The following is an 18,829-nucleotide window of genomic DNA, read 5'->3' as shown; positions in this document are numbered from 1 at the left end:
GTTCGAAACTACTGCCGACTAGTTCGCGGCGGCCTTGTCGCGAGCCTTGCGACGCGACAGGTCGCGGGCCCGCTCGTTGGCGCCGAGGACGACCTTGCGCACGCGAACCACCTCGGGGGTGACCTCCACGCATTCGTCCTCGGTGCAGAACTCCATCGCCAGCTCGAGGTCGAGCTGCAGCGGCTTGGCCATGGTCTCGAAGGTGTCCGCGGTGGCGCTGCGCATGTTGGTCAGCTTCTTCTCGCGGGTCACGTTGATATCGAGATCCTCGGCACGCGGGTTGATGCCCACGACCATGCCCTCGTAGGTGTCGGCGCCCGGCTCGACGAAGAACTGACCACGGTCGGCCAGCTGGATCATCGCGAACGGGGTGACGGTGCCCGCGCGGTCCGACACCAGCGAACCGGTGTGGCGGGCGCGGATCTCACCGGCCCACGGGGCGTAACCGTGGGCGACGGCGTTGGCGATACCGGTGCCGCGGGTCTCGGTGAGGAACACGGTGCGGAAGCCGATCAGGCCACGCGAGGGGACGATGAACTCCATGCGCACCCAACCGGCGGCGTGGTTGCTCATCTGCACCATCTTGCCCTTGCGGGCGGCCAGCAGCTGGGTGATCGCGCCCAGGTACTCGTCGGGGCAATCGATGGTCAGCTCTTCGAACGGCTCGTGGGTCTTGCCGTCGACCTGCTTGGTGACCACCTGCGGCTTACCGACGGTGAGCTCGAAGCCCTCACGGCGCATCTGCTCGACGAGGATGGCCAGCGCCAGCTCACCACGACCCTGCACCTCCCAGGCGTCGGGACGGCCGATGTCGAGCACGCGCAGCGAGACGTTACCGATGAGCTCGGAATCCAGGCGCGACTTGAGCATGCGGGCGGTGAGCTTGTGGCCCTGCACCCGGCCGACCAGCGGCGAGGTGTTGGTGCCGATGACCACCGAGATGGCGGGCTCGTCGACGGTGATACGCGGCAGTGCGACCGGGTTCTCCGGATCGGCGAGGGTGTCGCCGATCATGATGTCGGGGATACCGGCGATGGCGACGATGTCGCCGGCCTCGGCGACCTCGCCGGGCTGACGCTCGACACCGATCGTCTGGAGCAGCTCGGTGATCTTGACGGTCTTGGCGCCGTCGGCGTTGATCCAGGTGACGTTCTGACCCTTGCGCAGCTCGCCCGCGTAGATGCGGACCAGGGCCAGACGGCCGAGGAACGCCGACGCGTCGAGGTTGGTGACGTGGGCCTGCAGCGGCGCGTCCTTGTTGCTCTTCGGCGCCGGGATGTAGTCCATCAGCACCTCGAACAGGGCATCGAGGTTCTCGGCGTCGGGTGCGGAACCGTTTTCCGGCTCGACCTTCGACGCCTTGCCCTCACGGCCCGAGGCGTAGAGAACCGGCAGATCCAGCGCCAGCTCGGCGGCTTCGGCGGCCTCGTCGTCGAGGTCGGAGGCCAGGTCGAGCAGCAAGTCGTGCGACTCGGAGACGACCTCGGCGATGCGGGCGTCCGGGCGGTCGGTCTTGTTGACGACCAGGATCACCGGCAGCTTCGCCGCCAGCGCCTTGCGCAGCACGAAACGGGTCTGGGGCAGCGGGCCCTCGGACGCGTCGACGAGCAGCACGACACCGTCGACCATGGACAGGCCGCGCTCGACCTCGCCACCGAAGTCGGCGTGGCCGGGGGTGTCGATCACATTGATGACGGTGACGGAACCGTCGGGGTTGTGGCGATGAACCGCGGTGTTCTTCGCGAGAATGGTGATGCCCTTCTCGCGCTCCAGATCACCGGAGTCCATGACGCGGTCGACCAGTTCGGCTCGCTCAGCGAACGCGCCCGACTGACGAAGCATGGCGTCCACCAGCGTCGTCTTGCCGTGGTCGACGTGGGCCACGATGGCGACGTTGCGAAAATCGCGTGAAGACGACACGCCTCAATCCTCCTGCTGTTGATGTATTTGGCGCGCATTCATCTGGCATCGCGGCCTGTTACACCCTACCGGTACCTTCGCCGCGACCTCGTGTCAGGCTTTGTACTTAGGTTACGCTAACTCCCATGGGCAAGGTGAAGGCGAAGAAGGTCTCGAGCCTGAAGCCGAAGAAAAAGTGCTGCAGGAAGAAGACGCGCTGCTTCAAATGCCCCGTCGTCATCATGCGAATGAAGAAGGCCGAGGCCGCCGGAACATGCGGTAAAGATCTCAAAAAGGCGTTGAAGCTGGCGCGTGCCAAGTAGGCGGAGGGGTACAACCGAAGTATGAGTACTCCGCTGCTCTCCGCCCCCGAACTCACCATCGCGCTGGCCACCCTGCCGGAGTGGTCACGCGAGGGTGACGCGATCACCCGCACGGTGCAGGCACCGAGTTTCCTCGCCGGCATCGAGACGGTACGCAAGGTCGCCACCGCGGCCGAGGCTGCCGATCATCATCCCGATATCGATATCCGTTGGCGCACACTGCGTTTCACGCTGAGTACGCACTCGGCGGGTGGGCTCACCGCGCTCGATACGGCGATGGCGCACACCATCGACGACCTCGTCGGCTGAGCGTCAGCTCGCGGGTACCTCGGCCGTGCGACGGCCGGGGAGTTGAGCGCGCAAGGTCTCGCGACCGCGCCAGATCAGCCAGCCGAGCAGCACGAACACGCCGATCACGTCGACCGCGCCGAGCCAGGCCAGCGGCCACGGGCGCGGGATGGTCCAGATCGTCGGCTGCGCGAACGAGAGCACCCACGGCACACCCACCAACATCGTCAGCACCCAGAACCCGGCGATGATCCGCGCGACCCGCTCGTCGCGCAGCGGCCCGTAGAGCAGCCACAGCGCGGTCGGGATCAGCCAGACCCAGTGGTGCGACCAGGAGATGGGCGAGATCATCAGCCCGAACAGCTGCACCAGCACCAGGGTGCCGAGCCGGTCGTCGGGGCCGAGGGTGCGCCACGCGCAGAACGCCAGCACCGCCGTGACCCCGACCGCGGCCAGCCACCACGGCCCGGACTGCACGTCGTAACCCAGGATGCGGCTCAGCGCGCCGCGCAGCGACTGGTTCCACACCGAGCCCACGGGGCCGATCCGGTCCGCGTCGCCCAGGAGAGTGCCGAAATAGCGCTTCGCCTCGTGGGCATTGATGAGAAAGCTCACAGCGACGGTCAGCCCGAAGGCCCCCGCCGACCACAGCACCGTCGCCCAGCGCCGCCGCGCCACGAAATACAGACCGGTGATGGCCGGGGTCAGCTTGATGCCGGCGATCACGCCGACGAGGGTGCCCGAGATCCACCACCGCGCACTGCGGACGGCCAGCATCGCGCCGAGCACCAGGAACACATTGACCTGGCCGTAGTCGATCGTTGTTCGCACCGGCTCCAGCCAGACGCCGAGCGCGGTCCAGCCGACGGCCGCGGTGATCCACGGCGTCTGCTTCGCCTTCGCCGCGCCGAGGAGCAGTTCGAAGCTGATCCGGATCACGCCGTAGAGCGCGGCCACCGTGGCCAGCATCCAGCCGACCGCCACCAGGGTGAACGGCAGATAGTGCAGCGGGAAGAACACCAGCGCCGCGAACGGTGGATAGGTGAACGGCAGCGGGAAGTCCGGCGTCACCTCGGAGTAGGTGAAGTCGTAGAGCCGATCGGTGAGCAGCGAGGCCGAGCCGTCGACGTACACGTGCAGATCGACGACATTGAGCCCGTTCGGGGCGAAGAGCATCCAGGCCAGCCTGGCGAGCACGGACAGTCCGAGCAGCGCGAGAGCCCATCGGAGGTGTCGGTTCAAGGCCAGGCTTTCGGTCGGATGGGTGGCGTCGCGCGCCATTTCGCGGTGCTCCGCTACTTTAACCAGGCGCCCGCGCGCCACCGGCGGCCACCGGCCACCCCGACACCATGGGTAACATTTGCATCAACATCCCCAGGTGTAACACCGGTCAGGGCTAGCGTCGATGAACATGGTTCGGGCCGGTGATCCGCTCAGGGCCCGGCGGCTGTACAACACGGCAGCGTTGTCCTTAGAGTGACCCCCGACATGTTGGGGTCGACAACCCTCGCCCATCGCAAAACCGAGGTAAGGACGGCTAGACAAGTGCTTCGTAGCCGAGGATCGCGGATCGCAACGACCGCTCTCGCCATCGCGGCAGGCGCCATGCTCGCCGCGCCTGCTTCTATCGCCGCGCCCGCGCCAGCCCCACAGGCGGCGCCGATCAGCGTCCCGATGGTGCCGGAAGGCGTCCCTGTCGACGCGCTAGCCGCCTTCGCCCCCGCCGTGGCGGGCCTGGTCGCAGGCCCCGCCGACGTCGCCAGCCCGCAGACCGCCCTGCTCGATCAGGCACGCGTACTGCTGGCCACGCTGAATCTGCCACCCGCCATCAAGGCCACCCTCGAGCGGATCATCACCTTCCTCGACGGCAGCGGCGGCGGCGGTCCCGAGCTCCCGCAGGACGGCCCGGCCATCGCGCAGTTCCTGTACCCGACGATCGGCAAGGGCTGCATCGGCGACGGCGCCGATTCGGTCGGCACCGCGCTCGCGGTCGCCGGTCCGGCGCAGCTGCCCCCGCCCGGACCCGCCGCCGGACAGGCCGGTTTCGTGTTCACCGCGCTCGGTACCAAGGCCCCGACCGGCGAGCAGAACCCGCCGATGACGGTGCAGTGGCTCAACCTCGATACCCGTCAGTCCGCGATCCAGACGCTGACCGACGAGGCCAAGATCAACCCCGGCGGTCCGGCCACCCTGTCGGCCATCGCCAACACCGGCCACGGCCGCGTGGTCGCGGTGATCTCGGGTTCGCTCACCACCGCCGCCGAGGGTGCCGCACCGCGCACCTGCACGTTCATGCCGACCCTCGGCTTCTTCACCGTCTGAGATGCTCTCCCGCCTCCCCGCGACTTCAGGCCGGACCTGAGTCGCGGGGAGGTTTGCGTTCGGCGGCCAGACCATGGTTGTCCTGCTCGCGTTGCTGTGCGCTCGCGCAGGGTTCCCGCCGGCTGAGCGGTGTGGTAAACCGGGATCCATGGCGACCACGCACGGTTCTTCCCGGAATGTTCGGTCGATTCGGAGCAGCCGCTCGATTCTGTCCTATCGATCCGAGGGGTCGATCCTGTCGATCGGATCGGCCTATTCGGTGTTGTCGATCGGCAGTGTCGGATCGGTGCTGTCCATCGGCTCGATCGGGTCGTTCGGGTCCGCGATCTCCTCGCTGTCGTTCGCCAGCGTCGGGTCGGCGCTGTCGGGTCTGTCGCGGTGGTCACTGATGTCGTGGCGCGGGGTGCTCGCCGAGCCCGAGGTGCGATCAGCGTTGCGCGTGATGCCCGACGACGAGCCCGATATCCGGTGCGGAGCGACCTGCCACTGCCAGACCTAACTCACCACTGGCCGTAGTCCTCGGCCAGCACCCGGTTCAGGTCGACGCCGATGCCGTCGATCGAGCGTTTGTCGATCTCGAATTGGTGCAGATGCGCGGAGTCGTGCACGAATCCGCGCTCGGTGCCCCAGTTGTGTTGCCAGAACCAGGAACCCAGGCCCGCGTCGAGTGCGCGGTCGATGGTCGGCGCGTTGGCGTAGATGCCGACGAGGTCGGGTCCGAGCACCGACTGCCAGCCCTCGATATAGGGCGCGATCATCTCCTCGAAGTCCTCGTCCGAGGGGTTGTCGTCGATGGAGGCGTAGATCGGCGCGGTGTCGGGTCCGCCCGCGGCGGTGTGGATGGCCCAACCGCGTTCGGCGTGTTCCTTGCCCTCTTCGAGGCCACCGCGCCAGTCGGCCGTCGGGCCCTTGCCGAACTGGTAGTTCGACACGATCGACAGGCCGTGCGTCCACAGGTCCTCGACCTCGGCGGCGAGCAGCGGTTTACCTTCCATCCACTCCGCGCCGGGCCTGCGCTCGGAGACGTAGCGGATGACGCCGATATGTCCTTCGGCCGCGATCGACGCGGCGGAGGGGACCCCCGCGGCGTAGTCGACCATGGTGCCGAAGGATTGGGCCCGGGCGGGTGCGGCGGCGAGGCCGGCACCGATCGTGGCCGCGGCGGCGGCCAAGCCGAAGAACTTCCGCCGGGTCACCGGAACAGAACGCATCGCAGGACTCCTTCGCGCAACCCGACCTTCAACCGGTAAGCGAACCCGGCGCGCCTTCCCCGAATCTCGCGCGCCGGGAGTCTAGAACGTGCGACTCATTGCACCACAACCCCAGGGGAACCGCCAGAACCAATGGCAACATTCGCCCCACGAGTCACAGGAGTCAGGCCGCGCCGTCGATCGCCGCGCCCACATCGATGGTGCGTCCGGTCGGATCGGCCAGTTCGGTGCTGACCACCGCGACGACCTGTGCCATCACCTGCTTCTTGATCCCGGCCAATCGGCCGAGGGTGGCCGCCCGCAGGCCCTTCGCGGTGAACTCCATCGAGATGTCCTCGAGCGCGGGCGGCGGCACCTCGATCACGATCTGGAGCGGCTCGGCGGCCCGTGCCGTGAGAACGAGCGGGATCTCCAGGTCGGCACGGTAGTGGTTGGCCTTGAGCACGTCGACGGTGATATCGAGCCCCACCGGCAGCGTCATATCGAAGATCCGCAGGTCACCCGGCTCACCGAGGCCACGATCGATCACCCGTGGCTGCTCGATCGCCCCGCGCACGGTCACCGTGGCCGCGCCGCGCGGGCCCTCGGACAACGGTCCCACCTCGATCGCGCTGCCCGCCAGCTGACCGACCACGCCGTGCACACGATCCCTGGTGACGATGGTGGTGAAGAAGCGCAGCCCGAACTCGCGGTAGTCGATCCAGTCGAAAACGGTGTCGTTGCGATGCGGTGAGCGGTAGCCGTCCAGGATCGCCTCGATGTCGAAGACGCGCTCCGAACGGACCTTCGGATCGCCCACGATGGCGTTGACCCGGTTGGCGACCTCGCGCTGCACCAGGCCCGCGATCGGGTCGAGCAGCATTTCCCACGCACCGTCGATGGCCTCGGCGCGCAAGGTGAAGCTGACATCCTTGGCCGTCACCGGGGCGACATCGATCACGACCAGCAGCGGAGCGGCGGTGCGGGCGTGCAGCGTGAGCCCGATCTCCACCACGGCTGCCAGGCGCAGTTTGCGTCCGCCCAGAACCAGGTTCACGGCCAGGGTCAGCGGGATCCGCACACCGAAGCTCAGCGCGTCACCGGGCGTGCGGGTGACCACGGGGGTGCCCAGCGTGCCCTCGGCGACGAAACCGGCCAATCCCGCGGGCCCGAGCGAGAACGGCCCGATCTTCACGCCACGCCCGGTCATCCCCGACACGGCGGCGGCGATGCGCTCCTCGGTCACCGCGTAGGTGACGAACCGTTCGCCGAAATCGGCGTACTCGATCCACATCGGGTCACGACGTGGCTCTTCGTCCACCTTCACACGCACATCGAACACGGTACGTGACGTCGGCGAACCCGCTGCTGGTGGCACAACTCCCCCGTCCTGCCGATGAGGGGGAAGCAGGACGGAGGAGCCGGCGACGGCGCTGCCGGGCGCCGCGAGTTCCATGGTACGGGTATCAGCGTGGTACCGCCGTCCAGGATCCTCGCAGTTGTCTTGAGCGCCAATCGATTTCAGAATCGCCCGTAACCGACCAGATCTGCGGTTTCGGCCGGGGTGATGGTGCGCACCCGAACCCCGCCCAGCTCGTTGCCGCCGATGGTGGTGATCGTGTCCCCCTCCGCCTTCAGCACGATGTTGGTGTGCTGACCGAGCGGACTGTCGGGACCGTAGAGCACGACGTCGCCGGTGCGTGGCCGGTAGCCGACGTCGGGGCGGGTGAATCGGCCGACCCGCTGGTAGTACTCCTGCAGCGTGTACACGCCGGGGATGCGCCAGGAACCGGAGTTCGGGTTCGCCAGCGGCCTGCCCGCCTCGCGCATCGTCCAGCTCACGAAGTCGGCGCACCAGGCCTCCTGGACGCCCTCGGCGTACTTCGGGCCGTCGCCGGGCTGCTCGTATTCGCGGCGCAACACATCCACGAGCACGATCTGCTGCTCGTCGAGACGTTCGCTGTCGAGCGCGGGGAACTGATCACCCCAATCGTGCTGCCACCACACCAGTCCGACAGCGACGACCGTCGCCGCCGCCAGCATCCCGGAGATGCCGGCGATCCAGGACGTGCGCCGTCCAGGTCGTTCGGCTCGAATCTGCGTCATCGCCCCCCGCTCTCGTTCATCCTTCTGACCTATTGGACGAATCACGAGCGCTTTCGGTTCCCGCTCACGCGTGTTTTCCGAAGCGGACGGGCGACCACCGGATGGACCCCTGCGCCACCCGGGTATCAGCCCGGCAATCGCTCTCGGCGCGCACGAGGCGAGCGCGCGCGCCGTCCCCTCCGGCGACAATCGTCCGCGCAGGGGTGGTGTCGAACACTTCCGCTCCGGAACACACTGGCCCGACCAGCACAAAGGCCGAAAATCGTCCTGGGCGCGGCGACCGGGCAGCCAGGCGGTCTCCCGCTCGGCTGACATGAGTGTCAGCGAAACCTTTACCCTCGGTCAAGCTAGACGACTGTCCCAATTTGTACCGGCGACCGAAACAGGAGTGCATTGTGGAAGACCCGAACGCGTCGATATCGCGGTACCTGCGCGAACGCCGCGAATCGTCGGGCCTGACCAGGTCGGCGCTCGGCGAGGCGGCAGGCATCTCGCCCGCTCTCATCCAGAAGATCGAACAGGGTACTCGCACACCGACATTGGAGGCGCTCACCGCGCTGTTCGACGCGCTCGACGTACCCGAAGTGTTCCGCGACCATCTGGTCTCGCTGTCGGTGGCGCCTCGCTACGACTCGCCACCGTCGCTGGTCCGCCCGGCCGACCAGGTGCTGATCGACGGGATCACCCATCCGGCCAGCCTGCAACTACATCCGGTCTTCGAGGTCCTGGCCACCAATGCCGCGTGGCGGCTCGTCTTCCCCGGCCTGGAAACGGGCGAGTCGATGCTCGAGTGGATGCTCCTCGATCCGCGCGCCAAGGCGGCCCTGGTCGACTGGGAGCAGCAAGTGCACATGTGCGTCTACGGGTTTCGCGTGATGGGGCCGGGATTGGCGGCGCGGGCACGGATCGCCGAGATCGTCGGCACATGCGCGCAGGCTCCCGAGTGGGAGAAGTTCTGGACCACCGAGCCCCCGGCCGCGCACGGACCCGACGGCCCGGTGGTGCAGCTGCGCGATCCGCACACCGGCGCGGCGGTGCCGATGGCGGTGCACTCCCTCGGCGCCGCCCTGGTGCCGCGCCGGGACTGGTCGCTGGTGGTGTACTCGCCGATCGCGGACTGACTCAGCCGGCTTTCTTCTTGCCCATCGGGATGCACATGGTCAAAGCGATCGCCGCGACCGCACCCGCCATCGCGATGAAGAACGCGGTGTGGAACGCCGACCGGGTCGGCACCAGGTGCGGGCCCAGCTGCATGGTCATATGGGCGAGCACGACACCCATCACCGCCGCCGAGGTCGAGGTGCCGATGGAACGCATCAGCGAGTTGAGGCCGTTGGCGGCGCCGGTCTCGCTCAGCGGCACCGCACCCATGATCAGCGCGGGCATGGCCGCGTACGCCAGGCCGACGCCGCCCGCGACGATGACCGCCGACAGGATGATCTGCCACACGGTGTCCATCATCACGACCGCGCACAGGTAGCCGACAGCGATCACGGCCGAGCCGAGCGCCAGCGTGAACTTCGGGCCCTTCTTCGCCGTCAGGCGCGCCGACACCGGCGAGAGCAGCATCATCACCAGACCGGTCGGCGCCATCACCAGGCCCGCGACCACCATCGACAGCCCGAAACCGTAGCCGGTCTGCTCGGGCGCCATGAGCAGCTGCGGGAACGTCAGTGACATGCCGTAGAGCGAGAAGCCCACCGCGATCGAGGCCATATTGGTGAACAGCACCCGTGGGCGGGCCGAGACCCGCAGGTCGACGAGCGGCGCGGTGCGGCGCAGTTCATAGGCGCCCCAGCCGAGGAAACTCACCAGCGACAGAGCGAACAGCGCGAGGATCGAGCCGCTGGCCCAGCCCCAGTCGGCGCCCTTGGTGATGCCGATCAGCAACGTGAGCAGGGCGATCGAGAGGCCGATCGCACCAGCGAAGTCGAAGCGTGAGGGCGTGCGCACCGGCGATTCCGGTACGAACACCACAACCAGCACCGCGCACACCACACCGAGTCCGGCCGCGGTCCAGAACAGCATGTGCCAGTTCGCGTTCTGCGCGATCAGCGCCGAGAACGGCAGGCCGACGGCACCGCCGACACCGAGGGTCGCGCTCATCACGGCCATCGCGCCGCCGACCTTCTCGGGCGGGAGTTCGTCGCGCATGATGCTGATCCCCAGCGGGATCGCGCCCACCGCGATGCCCTGCAGCGACCGGCCGATCACCTCGGGCAGCAGCGAGCTCGCGGTCGCGCAGACCACCGAGCCGACGATCATGAACCCGAGATTGGTGACGAGAATGCGGCGCTTACCGAACATGTCGCCGAGTCGTCCGGCGATCGGCGTCGACACCGCGCCGGCCAGCAGGGTGGCGGTGACCACCCAGGAGGCATTGGACGCCGACGTGTTCAGCAGGGTCGGCAGCGACGGGATGATCGGAATGACCAGCGTCTGCATGAGCGAGACGACGATGCCGACCGTACTGAGCACCGCGATCAGCACGGCCGGGGCCGGACGTCGGGTTTCGGGGATGGCCGGTGCGGCCTCGGCAGTTACAGACACGAAATTGCACAGTACACAGCATGTGCATAGTACACAATTTGGTGCCGGGGTGACCCACACGACATAGTTGGCACATGCCCGATTCCGGCCCCGCCGACGACACCCCCTTCACCCGCCTGGTGTTCGAGCTGAACCTGATCTCGCGGCACTTCCCCACCACCACCCGCAGACGCCCCGGTTTCCTGCTCGACCGATCGGCGTTCCTCATCCTGACCCGGCTCGATCTCGGCGAACCGCTGAGCCTGCGCGAGTTGTCGGAGTCCTTCCAGCTCGACATCTCCACCATCAACCGCCAGGTCGGCGCGATGTTGAAGCAGGAACTGGTGCAACGAGTTCCCGATCCCGACGGCGGTGTCGCCCGCAAGATCAAGATGACCGCCGACGGCAAGGCCGCGCTCGAAGCCGATCGACGGCACCGCAGCAGCGATATCGGCAAGGTCGTCGCCGACTGGGACGCCGACGATGTCACCGAGCTCAGCAGGCTGATGCGCAAGTTCAACCGATCGGTCGAACAGCTGGAGGAAAACCCGTGGCCCAGACCGCCGCACAGCGACAGCTGAGCGCGCTAGGCTGCCCGGCGTGGTCACTCACCGGTCTACCCGCCCGAGCTGGCTTTCCTGGGACAACTACTTCGTCGGCGTCGGCGGACTGGTCCTCGGCCTGTGCTTCGGCGTCTGCGCCGCGCTGATCGCCGGGCCAGGACACAATCTCGCGGCGATCGTCCTCGTCGCGCTCGCCGTGCTCTGCGTCCTGCCCGCGCTGCTGCGCGCCCTCGGCGAACTCAGTGTGTGGGTACGCCTGGCGATCCTGCTGATCGGCTTCGCGCTGCTGCTACCCGCGATTCTGCTCAGCGGCGAGGTGCGCGACTGGGCAGCGGAGCGCTGGGAAAAAGCCTGGAACTAACTGTTGCGCAGCGGGACCGAGAGCAGCATGCGCAGGGTGTTGTGGATGAACTGCGTCGACTGCCAGGTGAGGTAGGAGGCGACCGCCGGATCGACCGCACCCGACCCGGATGCCGAACCCGAGGCCAGGTTCGCGGAACCACTGGCCGAACCGGATGCCGAGCCCGAACCCGGAAGTGCCGCAGCGGTTCCCGCCGAACCGAGCAGTCCGATCAGCACCGTCGCTCCCACCACTGCGACTCGAACGGCATACGGCTTGGACGTTTCACGACCGGACAACATCAGATGAATCCCACTCTGTCGAAAAGCATTGCGAATGCCCAGTATTCACACCAGAACTCACCGCCAAACCTAATTCGCCGGATTGCCCCGATGTCAGGTTCGCGCGGTGAGTTCGTCGGTATGCCCGACCCCGGATTTATGGTGCGCCACAGCAGGTGGGAACGCCAGACCACGATTATCGGGGCATAACGAACAGACCGGCCGGGTTCACCTCGTCATCGTGGCCCGGCCCGGCCTCTAGGATTCGAGTGCTATCGCCTCGGCCACCGGCGTGCGGGAGCTGCGATCTCCTCACGCTCCCGTGCGGCGGTGGCCAATTCCGAACCGCGTTCGCGAGCCGTATCCACCAGATACGTGCCTCGTTCGCGCGCGGCTTCGGCCAGCTCGGGACCCTTCTCCTTGGCGACGTCGGCGATCTGGGCACCGCGGGTGCGCGCCGCCTCGGCCACCTCGGGACCTCGATCCTTGGCCACCTCGACCAGGTGCGCGCCACGGCTGCGCACGGCTTCGGCCACCTCGGGGCCACGATCCTTGGCCACCTCGACCAGATGGGCGCTGCGGCTGCGCACCGCGTCCGCCAGCTGCGGCCCACGTTCCCGGGCGATCTCGGCCAGCGCGGCGCCTCGCTCGTTCGCGACCTCCGCCAGATGCGCGCCCTGCTCGTGGGCGACATCGGCGAGGTGCGCGCCCCGAACCTTGGCCGCGGCGGCGATGGCAGCGCCCTCGGCCGCGATGCGGGGCTCCTCACGCGAGAACGCTCGCCGGGCCCGCCAGCCCAGCGACGGCTTGCCCTCGGTGTCGGCCGCCGCGATCATCAGCCCGCCGAGCAACCCGAGGTCCTTCAAGAACCCCACCCGCTTGGCTGCCCTGCGGTCGGGGTCGTTCTCGGCCCAGAAGTCCTGCTCGGTGACGGTTCCCGGCACCACGGTCGCGGCGAGCACCAGGGCCGCGGGCCGCGGCGCGCGTCCGCTGGCCAGCAACAACCCACCGACCACCTGCGCCGCGGAGTTCACGCGGACGAATTGACTCGGATCGTCGGGCACCCGTGCCGCCAGTGCGTCGGGCAGGCCGGTCCTGCCCTTGTCGGCCAGCGCGTTGGCGGCGGCGGCGCGGGGCTTCTGATTCATCAACCCGTTCACTCCGGCGGCCACGAATGTGGTCCCCAGCAGTGCGCGAGCAATGCGTCGAACAGGCTTGATCGGCATCGTCGATCCCTTCGTGTCTACGACTGGGAAAACGGCTCCCTACATTCGACTACCCGGGTCTTCCCATCACAAACGATGGACGAAACCGGGCATGCCCTGTTCAGTGACTAGCGTCGACCGGGTGCCCGACAACACCGTCCAAGCCGCCTACACCGCCATCCACACCCTCTACATCGATCTGTTCGGCTCCCCTTCCGACCTCCCCCCCGACGACGCGGCCTTCGCCCTCACCCACCTGGCCCCGGGCCCCGTCCTCGACCTCGGCTGCGGCCCCGGCCACTTCACGAAGTTCCTCACCGACGCCGGCGTCCCCGCCACCGGCATAGACCTGGTCCCCGAATTCATCGCCTACGCGCGGGCGGCCTACCCGGACATCGCGTTCGAACTCGGCTCGATCCGTTCCCTCGATGCGCCCACCGCGTCCGTCCCCGGCATCCTCGCCTGGTTCTCGCTCATCCACATGCCCCCTGCGGAACTCCCCACCGTGCTGGCGGAATTCCACCGGGTGCTCACCCCGAACGGCCGCCTGGTGATCGGCTTCTTCGAGTCCACCGACACCGTCGAACCCTTCCCCCACAAAGTCACCACCGCCTACCGTTACCCCACCGACCAGCTCGCCGAAGTCCTGCGCGCGGCCGGATTCACCGAGGTCGACCGCCTCCACCACCCCGCAGTGGGAGACGTCCGGCCCCACTCCGCGCTGGCGGTCGTCAAGTCGTGAAACCACGACGCCGTCGCCTGGCTGACACGGATCGCCATTCTTGACTAAATTTTCAGTCAGGATGTACGGTTCTCGACAGCGGAAAGGAGAACCTGATGCGACGACGTACGTTCGTCCAGGCCACGATGGCCGCGTTCAGCGTGCTGGTGGCGGGCTGCGACGACAGTGCAGACAGCGACGACAGGACCTGGCTCATGCCCGAGGAGGGGCAGCCGCACCAGCGCACCTGGATGGCGTTCGTGGCCGACGAGCAGATCTGGGGCGCGAAGCTGGTGCCGGAGGTCCAGCGCAACCTGGCCACCATCGCCACCACGATCGCCCGCTTCGAACCGGTCTCGATGCTGGTGCGCCCCGGCGATCTGGCACGGGCGCAGAGCCTGATCGGTAACGCGAACGTGGAGCTGATCACCACCGACCTCGACGACCTGTGGATGCGCGACACCGGCCCGGTGTTCGTACGAAGCGGCAATGCCAGGGCCGGTGTGGATTTCAACTTCAACGGCTGGGGTGAGAAGCAGGATTACCGCGCCGATAGCAAGGTGGCGCAGTTCGTCACCGGCCGCGCGGGCGTCGAGACTCTGCACACCGATCTGGTACTCGAAGGCGGCGCGCTCGAGGTCGACGGAGAGGGCACGGCGATCATCACCGAGAGCTGCGTACTCAACAACAATCGCAACCCCGGCTGGAAGAAGGCCGATGTCGAAGAGGAACTCGACTACCTGCTCGGTATCGAGAAGGTGATCTGGCTGCCCGGCATCGCGGGCGCGGACATCACCGACGGGCACACAGATTTCTACGCCCGCTTCGCCGGTCCCGGCGTGGTCGTCGCCGGGCTCGACAACGACCCGGATTCCTTCGACTACGACGTCACCCGTCGCCACCTCGACATCCTGCGCTCGGCGACCGACGCGCACGGTCGCGCGCTGCGAGTCGAGGTGCTCGAGGGTCCGGCCACGGTGCGCGAGCAGTTCGCGGACGACGATTTCGCCGCGGGCTACATCAACTTCTACGTCTGCAACGGTGCCGTCGTCGGCCCCGAATTCGGTGATCCGGCGACCGATGCCGCCACCAAATCCACCCTGGAGCGGCTGTTTCCCGGCCGGGAGGTGGTGCAGATCAACATCGATGGCATCGCCGCTGGTGGCGGCGGTATCCACTGCACCACCCAGCAGGAACCCGCCGGCTGAGCGCGGCAGCGGCACCACCGCCGCGATCACGTGCGCCTACTGTGAGGAATCGTGTCGGACCGTCGTACCCAGATCATGGAAGCCGCCGTCCGCGTCATCGCCGAGGACGGCGTACGCGGCCTGCGCGTCGAGAAGCTCGCCGCGGCGGCCGAAGTGTCCACCGCGTTGATCTACTACCACTTCAAGGATCGCGCGGGCATCCTGCGCGCCGCGCTCGAACACATCAACCACCGCGCCCAGACCTACACGGACGCCGCCGATGCGACCGATCCGCGCGCGCAGGTCGAGCACATGCTGCTGCTCGAACTCCAAGACACCGACCGAGTCCGCGAAACCAGCGTCGCCTGGGGCGAACTGCGCGCCAGCGCGGTCTTCCACCCCGACCTGCGCGCGCCCCTGTGCGCCACCACCGAAACCTGGAACGCCGACGTGGAAACCCTCATCCGCCGGGCCCAGCAATCCGGCACAGTCGCGGCCACCGTCGACGCCGGCATCACCGCGGAACGCCTCACCACACTGGTGGAAGGCCTCAGCGAACGCTGGCACAGCGGCTCGCTGCCCCTCCCCCGAGCTCGCCAGATCCTCACCAGCGCAATAGAACTCGAACTCGACAGGGCTTAGCCGACTGCTCGAGCAGTCTTCGCTCGACCGGCCCGTCACTTGTTCACGGCGTCCGCGATCCGCTGGGCAGCCTCACCAGGGGTGAGAAGCGTGGTGTCCACGACCTCGGCCTCACTGTGCAGCCACGTACGGGCAGCCTCCGCGTAGGGCTCGAGATACGCGAGACGGAATGCCGACGGACCGAGAACGGTGTCGCCCTCGATACGCCCGCGCAGGGTCTGCTGGTCCGCGTGCAGGACGAAGTGCCGTACCGGGATCGCGTGCCGCGCGAGCCCGGTACTGATCTCGCGCCAGTACTGCTCGACCAGCACGGTCATCGGCATCACCAGCGTGCCGCCGGTGTAGTCGAGAATGTGCCGGGCGGTCTCGACCACCAGGGGGCGCCACGGTGGCCAATGCTGGAAGTTGTTCGTCGCGGGCAGCCCCGGCGTGACGTCCATGAGCGTCTCACCGACCTTCTCGGCATCGAACACCCGCGAATCCGGAATCAGCTGTTGCACGAGCCCACTGGTCGTCGTCTTGCCTGCGCCATGGGTCCCGTTGAGCCAAACGATCACAGAATCGGACCGTAGCAGCTAGTTCGCCGGCCTCACCGGCCGATCCGTCCGGCGTCCCCAGCTCGACGAGAGCTGATCCCGCGGTGGTGGCTGACTCAGGCTGCCAGGGCCAGCTGGGCGCGTGCGGGCCGACCGGCACGGTCCGCGCGAGCGACCAGCCGGGCGATGGCCTGGGCGACCTGGGCGGGCTGTTCCAGGATGACCGAATGACCCGCGCCGTCGATCTGAACGAAGTCGGCGTAGTCGACGGCGGCGGCCATGGCGACCGAATGCGACGGCGGCGTCATCAGGTCGGCGGAACCGCACAGGATCATGGTGGGAACGGTCGAGAGAGTGCCCAGGGCGGCGGTGCGGTCGAAGGTCTTGAAGGCGCTCAGGAAGGTGGCCATGGTCACGATCGACGTCGCGTTGTGCATCGCCTCGGCCAGTGCCAGCACGCGCCGGCTGACCTTGCGATCACCGAACTCGGCAGCGCGCACGACCGGGGCGAAGACCTTGCAGGCCAGCACTTTCGCGTGCTGCATCAGCCGCGGCGCGCACCGCACCGCGGCCTGGAAGACAGGGACGATCGGGTTGTGCAGCAGCCGGCCGAAACCCGCGTCGGCGAGCCCGCTCGCGGCGGTGGCGACGAGCCCGACACCGACGATGCGCGTCCCGACCTCGTGCCGGTACTGGTCGACGTAGGTCAGCACGGTCATGCCACCCATCGAATGCCCGACCAGCACGACCGGGCCGGTCGGCGCGACAACGTCGAGCACGTCGTGCAGATCATGACCGAGCTGTTCGATGTTGTAGGTCTTCCTCGACGCGATAGCGGAGTCGCCGTGCCCGCGATGGTCGTAGCAGACGACCTTGGCACCGGAGTGCTCGCGCAGCAGCGCGTCCCGCACATCCGTCCACGATTCGGTCCGCAGGCAATGCCCGTGAATGAGAACAACCGTCATGTCCGCGTTCCGCGCCCCGTACTCACGAACCGCGAGCTCCACCCCGTCACCGGTCGACACCGAGACACGACGCTCCGCCGAGTGGGCGATTGTGCTGATGATCGACATCGGAGCCTCCGGTTTCGCGTGTGGTGACAGGTTCAACTCTCCACCGAAACGGGTTTCACCAGCAGGTCCCCGAGTGCTTGGACCGCTCCTCCGAGGGTGCGCAGAACACCACCTAGGTGTCGCTCGTCGAGCTCACCCGGTGGCGGGGCGTGCTGAGCGGGTCAGCCGATGGGGACCTGGCTGCGGACGCGTGGACCGGTGTGCGCGGGTAGGTGCTGATAACCGTGCAGGGTGAACAGCGGCCGGCGGGTGGGCGGATGGGTCAATCGCAGATCCGGATACGTCTCGAACAGCGCGCGCAGGGCATGCGCGGCTTCCATCCGGGCCAGACCGGCGCCGAGGCACACATGACTACCGCTGCTGAAGGACAGATGATTCTTGGCGTTGCTCCTGGTTACGTCGAAGCGGGCCGGGTCGGTGAACACGGCGGGGTCGCGGTTCGCGCCGGCCAGCGACAGCACCACCGTCGACCCCTCGCGCAACCGGACACCACCGATCTCCAGCGCTGTCCTGGTGGTGCGCGCGGTGGACTGCACCGGCGGATCGATCCGGAGGATCTCCTCCACCGCGTTGGTCCAGAGTTCCGGCTCGGCACGCAACCGGTCCAGCTGTTCGGGGTGCTGGAGCAGCCAGACGATGCCCTTGCCGATCAGGTTGACCGTGGTTTCGAAGCCCGCGGCCATCAGCAGGGTCGCCGACGCGCACAGTTCGTAGGTGGACAGGTCCCCCGAGGTGACCAGGCTGCTGAGGATGTCGTCGCCGGGCTCGGCGCGCAGTCGCTCGAGGTGCTCGACGAGATACTGGTGCAGTCGCTCCGAGGATTCCATCGCCCGCTGGTGCGTCTGCCACGAGATCCCGAGGTCGAGCAACGGACTGATGTCGTCACCCCAGTGCAGGAACATCTCGCGGTCGGCGTCCGGGAAGCCGAGCATCTCGGAGATGATGGCGATGGGGACCTGCGCCGCGTACCGCGCGACCAGGTCGGTGGGCCCGTCGTCGGGGAGCGCCCAGAGCAGTTCCCCGGTGACCGTCTCGATCCGGTCGCGCAGCCGGGCGATGGCACGCGGGGTGAACGCCGCGGAGACCGGTTTGCGCATCCGGTTGTGCTCGGGATCGTCGACCACCAGCATCGACGGCGGATCCATCAGATTCGGCGGGAGGGGCCGCCGCTCCAGCGCGCGCATCACCGGCCCCGGAATCCCGAACACCGTCGGTATACCGACACCGAAACGGTTGTCGCGCAGGATTTCCCGGACCATATCGTGATCGAAGGTGATCCATACCGGAAGGGCACGGATCAACCCGCCCTCCCCGCGCATCTCCTCGATCAGCGCGTACGGATTCTCGATACCCTCCGCGCCGCCGATCAACCGAGCGAACGGATTGCCACGCCGGATCAGCATCTTCTTGAACAGCAGAACCAACCCGTGATTGTTGACCCACCGATACATGTAATGCGGTTTCATCCAGCCCTCCGTCGTTCGAACCGGCGCATCCTGTGGTTGCAACGAATAGCACACGGCTATAACGAACATCACAGGGCGCGCGGGACCCGCCGGAAGGGGATCTCGAGAGCATGGGCAGGCAGCGCGGCGGTCCGTCGAGCGCCCGAGGTCAGCAGCAC

21 protein-coding genes are annotated in these 18,829 nt (G+C 67.6%); 10 read left to right on the top strand and 11 right to left on the bottom strand.

The genetic code is table 11. The features are described from left to right. Positions 1-18 precede the first annotated feature (18 nt). The gene (gene typA, locus ACWDXS_RS08405; protein WP_379298002.1) at positions 19-1,920 is read right to left on the bottom strand and encodes a translational GTPase TypA; all 1,902 of its coding nucleotides are present in this window, start codon (positions 1,918-1,920) and stop codon (positions 19-21) included. Positions 1,921-2,045: 125 nt separating this feature from the next. Here typA and ACWDXS_RS08400 point away from each other — a divergent pair, with 125 nt between their 5' ends. Together ACWDXS_RS08400 and ACWDXS_RS08395 are read left to right on the top strand one after the other, a co-directional pair. After that, positions 2,046-2,222 carry a hypothetical protein gene (locus ACWDXS_RS08400; RefSeq protein WP_194826542.1) on the top strand — a complete coding sequence of 59 codons (177 nt, stop codon included), beginning with the start codon at positions 2,046-2,048 and terminating at the stop codon, positions 2,220-2,222. Positions 2,223-2,243: 21 nt separating this feature from the next. Next, positions 2,244-2,531: a 4a-hydroxytetrahydrobiopterin dehydratase gene (locus ACWDXS_RS08395; protein ID WP_301903181.1), complete on the top strand. Its 288-nt coding sequence runs from the start codon at positions 2,244-2,246 to the stop codon at positions 2,529-2,531. A gap of 3 nt (positions 2,532-2,534) precedes the next feature. Here ACWDXS_RS08395 and ACWDXS_RS08390 read toward each other — a convergent pair whose 3' ends face one another. Next, complete coding sequence (locus ACWDXS_RS08390; RefSeq protein WP_449963648.1) at positions 2,535-3,791, bottom strand: mannosyltransferase; 1,257 nt, start codon at positions 3,789-3,791, stop codon at positions 2,535-2,537. A 264-nt stretch (positions 3,792-4,055) separates the two neighbouring features. On the opposite strand from ACWDXS_RS08390, the gene ACWDXS_RS08385 reads away from it, so the two are divergent. Both ACWDXS_RS08385 and ACWDXS_RS08380 read left to right on the top strand, forming a co-directional pair. Further along, complete coding sequence (locus tag ACWDXS_RS08385) at positions 4,056-4,832, top strand: Rv1157c family protein (RefSeq protein WP_378638191.1); 777 nt, start codon at positions 4,056-4,058, stop codon at positions 4,830-4,832. A gap of 148 nt (positions 4,833-4,980) precedes the next feature. After that, on the top strand, positions 4,981-5,331 hold the full coding sequence (locus ACWDXS_RS08380) for a hypothetical protein (RefSeq protein WP_378996536.1): 351 nt from the start codon (positions 4,981-4,983) through the stop codon (positions 5,329-5,331). A gap of 1 nt (position 5,332) precedes the next feature. Here ACWDXS_RS08380 and ACWDXS_RS08375 read toward each other — a convergent pair whose 3' ends face one another. The 3 genes from ACWDXS_RS08375 to ACWDXS_RS08365 form a co-directional block, all read right to left on the bottom strand. Continuing rightward, positions 5,333-6,043 carry a DUF1906 domain-containing protein gene (locus ACWDXS_RS08375; protein ID WP_449963643.1) on the bottom strand — a complete coding sequence of 237 codons (711 nt, stop codon included), beginning with the start codon at positions 6,041-6,043 and terminating at the stop codon, positions 5,333-5,335. Between the two features lie 163 nt (positions 6,044-6,206). Next, positions 6,207-7,355: a hypothetical protein gene (locus tag ACWDXS_RS08370; RefSeq protein WP_379314414.1), complete on the bottom strand. Its 1,149-nt coding sequence runs from the start codon at positions 7,353-7,355 to the stop codon at positions 6,207-6,209. A 188-nt stretch (positions 7,356-7,543) separates the two neighbouring features. Beyond that, entirely contained in the window at positions 7,544-8,128 is a 585-nt protein-coding gene (locus tag ACWDXS_RS08365; RefSeq protein ID WP_379314415.1) for a CHAP domain-containing protein, read from the bottom strand. Positions 8,129-8,523: 395 nt separating this feature from the next. On the opposite strand from ACWDXS_RS08365, the gene ACWDXS_RS08360 reads away from it, so the two are divergent. Next, positions 8,524-9,249, top strand: coding sequence for a helix-turn-helix domain-containing protein (locus ACWDXS_RS08360; RefSeq protein WP_378996544.1), 726 nt, complete (start codon positions 8,524-8,526; stop codon positions 9,247-9,249). 1 nt (position 9,250) lies between these two features. On the opposite strand, the gene ACWDXS_RS08355 is transcribed toward ACWDXS_RS08360, so the two are convergent. Continuing rightward, entirely contained in the window at positions 9,251-10,678 is a 1,428-nt protein-coding gene (locus tag ACWDXS_RS08355) for an MFS transporter (RefSeq protein ID WP_387447479.1), read from the bottom strand. A gap of 74 nt (positions 10,679-10,752) precedes the next feature. On the opposite strand from ACWDXS_RS08355, the gene ACWDXS_RS08350 reads away from it, so the two are divergent. Together ACWDXS_RS08350 and ACWDXS_RS08345 are read left to right on the top strand one after the other, a co-directional pair. Beyond that, complete coding sequence (locus ACWDXS_RS08350; RefSeq protein WP_378996549.1) at positions 10,753-11,238, top strand: MarR family winged helix-turn-helix transcriptional regulator; 486 nt, start codon at positions 10,753-10,755, stop codon at positions 11,236-11,238. Between the two features lie 19 nt (positions 11,239-11,257). Next, the gene (locus tag ACWDXS_RS08345) at positions 11,258-11,581 is read left to right on the top strand and encodes a hypothetical protein (RefSeq protein WP_378996551.1); all 324 of its coding nucleotides are present in this window, start codon (positions 11,258-11,260) and stop codon (positions 11,579-11,581) included. Here the strand turns inward: ACWDXS_RS08345 and ACWDXS_RS08340 are convergent. After that, on the bottom strand, positions 11,578-11,862 hold the full coding sequence (locus ACWDXS_RS08340; protein WP_378996553.1) for a hypothetical protein: 285 nt from the start codon (positions 11,860-11,862) through the stop codon (positions 11,578-11,580). The two genes, ACWDXS_RS08345 and ACWDXS_RS08340, sit on opposite strands and share 4 nt — an antisense overlap. A 251-nt stretch (positions 11,863-12,113) precedes the next feature. Next, the gene (locus ACWDXS_RS08335; protein ID WP_449963636.1) at positions 12,114-13,067 is read right to left on the bottom strand and encodes a DoxX family protein; all 954 of its coding nucleotides are present in this window, start codon (positions 13,065-13,067) and stop codon (positions 12,114-12,116) included. A gap of 121 nt (positions 13,068-13,188) precedes the next feature. Between ACWDXS_RS08335 and ACWDXS_RS08330 the strand changes: the two genes are divergently transcribed. The 3 genes from ACWDXS_RS08330 to ACWDXS_RS08320 all read left to right on the top strand — a co-directional run bounded on the left by ACWDXS_RS08330 (position 13,189) and on the right by ACWDXS_RS08320 (position 15,596). Then, complete coding sequence (locus tag ACWDXS_RS08330) at positions 13,189-13,788, top strand: class I SAM-dependent methyltransferase (RefSeq protein ID WP_378996557.1); 600 nt, start codon at positions 13,189-13,191, stop codon at positions 13,786-13,788. A gap of 92 nt (positions 13,789-13,880) precedes the next feature. Next, positions 13,881-14,975, top strand: a complete 1,095-nt coding sequence (locus tag ACWDXS_RS08325; RefSeq protein ID WP_449964712.1) for an agmatine deiminase family protein — start codon at positions 13,881-13,883, stop codon at positions 14,973-14,975. 51 nt (positions 14,976-15,026) lie between these two features. Further along, the gene (locus ACWDXS_RS08320; RefSeq protein WP_449963633.1) at positions 15,027-15,596 is read left to right on the top strand and encodes a TetR/AcrR family transcriptional regulator; all 570 of its coding nucleotides are present in this window, start codon (positions 15,027-15,029) and stop codon (positions 15,594-15,596) included. A gap of 35 nt (positions 15,597-15,631) precedes the next feature. Here ACWDXS_RS08320 and ACWDXS_RS08315 read toward each other — a convergent pair whose 3' ends face one another. The 3 genes from ACWDXS_RS08315 to ACWDXS_RS08305 form a co-directional block, all read right to left on the bottom strand. Continuing rightward, on the bottom strand, positions 15,632-16,153 hold the full coding sequence (locus ACWDXS_RS08315; RefSeq protein ID WP_379314489.1) for an ATP-binding protein: 522 nt from the start codon (positions 16,151-16,153) through the stop codon (positions 15,632-15,634). A 95-nt stretch (positions 16,154-16,248) separates the two neighbouring features. Continuing rightward, positions 16,249-17,205, bottom strand: a complete 957-nt coding sequence (locus ACWDXS_RS08310) for an alpha/beta fold hydrolase (RefSeq protein ID WP_449963629.1) — start codon at positions 17,203-17,205, stop codon at positions 16,249-16,251. A 161-nt stretch (positions 17,206-17,366) separates the two neighbouring features. After that, complete coding sequence (locus ACWDXS_RS08305) at positions 17,367-18,671, bottom strand: cytochrome P450 (protein ID WP_449963626.1); 1,305 nt, start codon at positions 18,669-18,671, stop codon at positions 17,367-17,369. Positions 18,672-18,829 lie beyond the last annotated feature (158 nt).

Source organism: Nocardia sp. NPDC003183 (assembly GCF_053590715.1).
The sequence above is the reverse complement of the archived record's forward strand: the minus strand, read 5'-3'. Positions and strand labels throughout refer to the sequence as shown.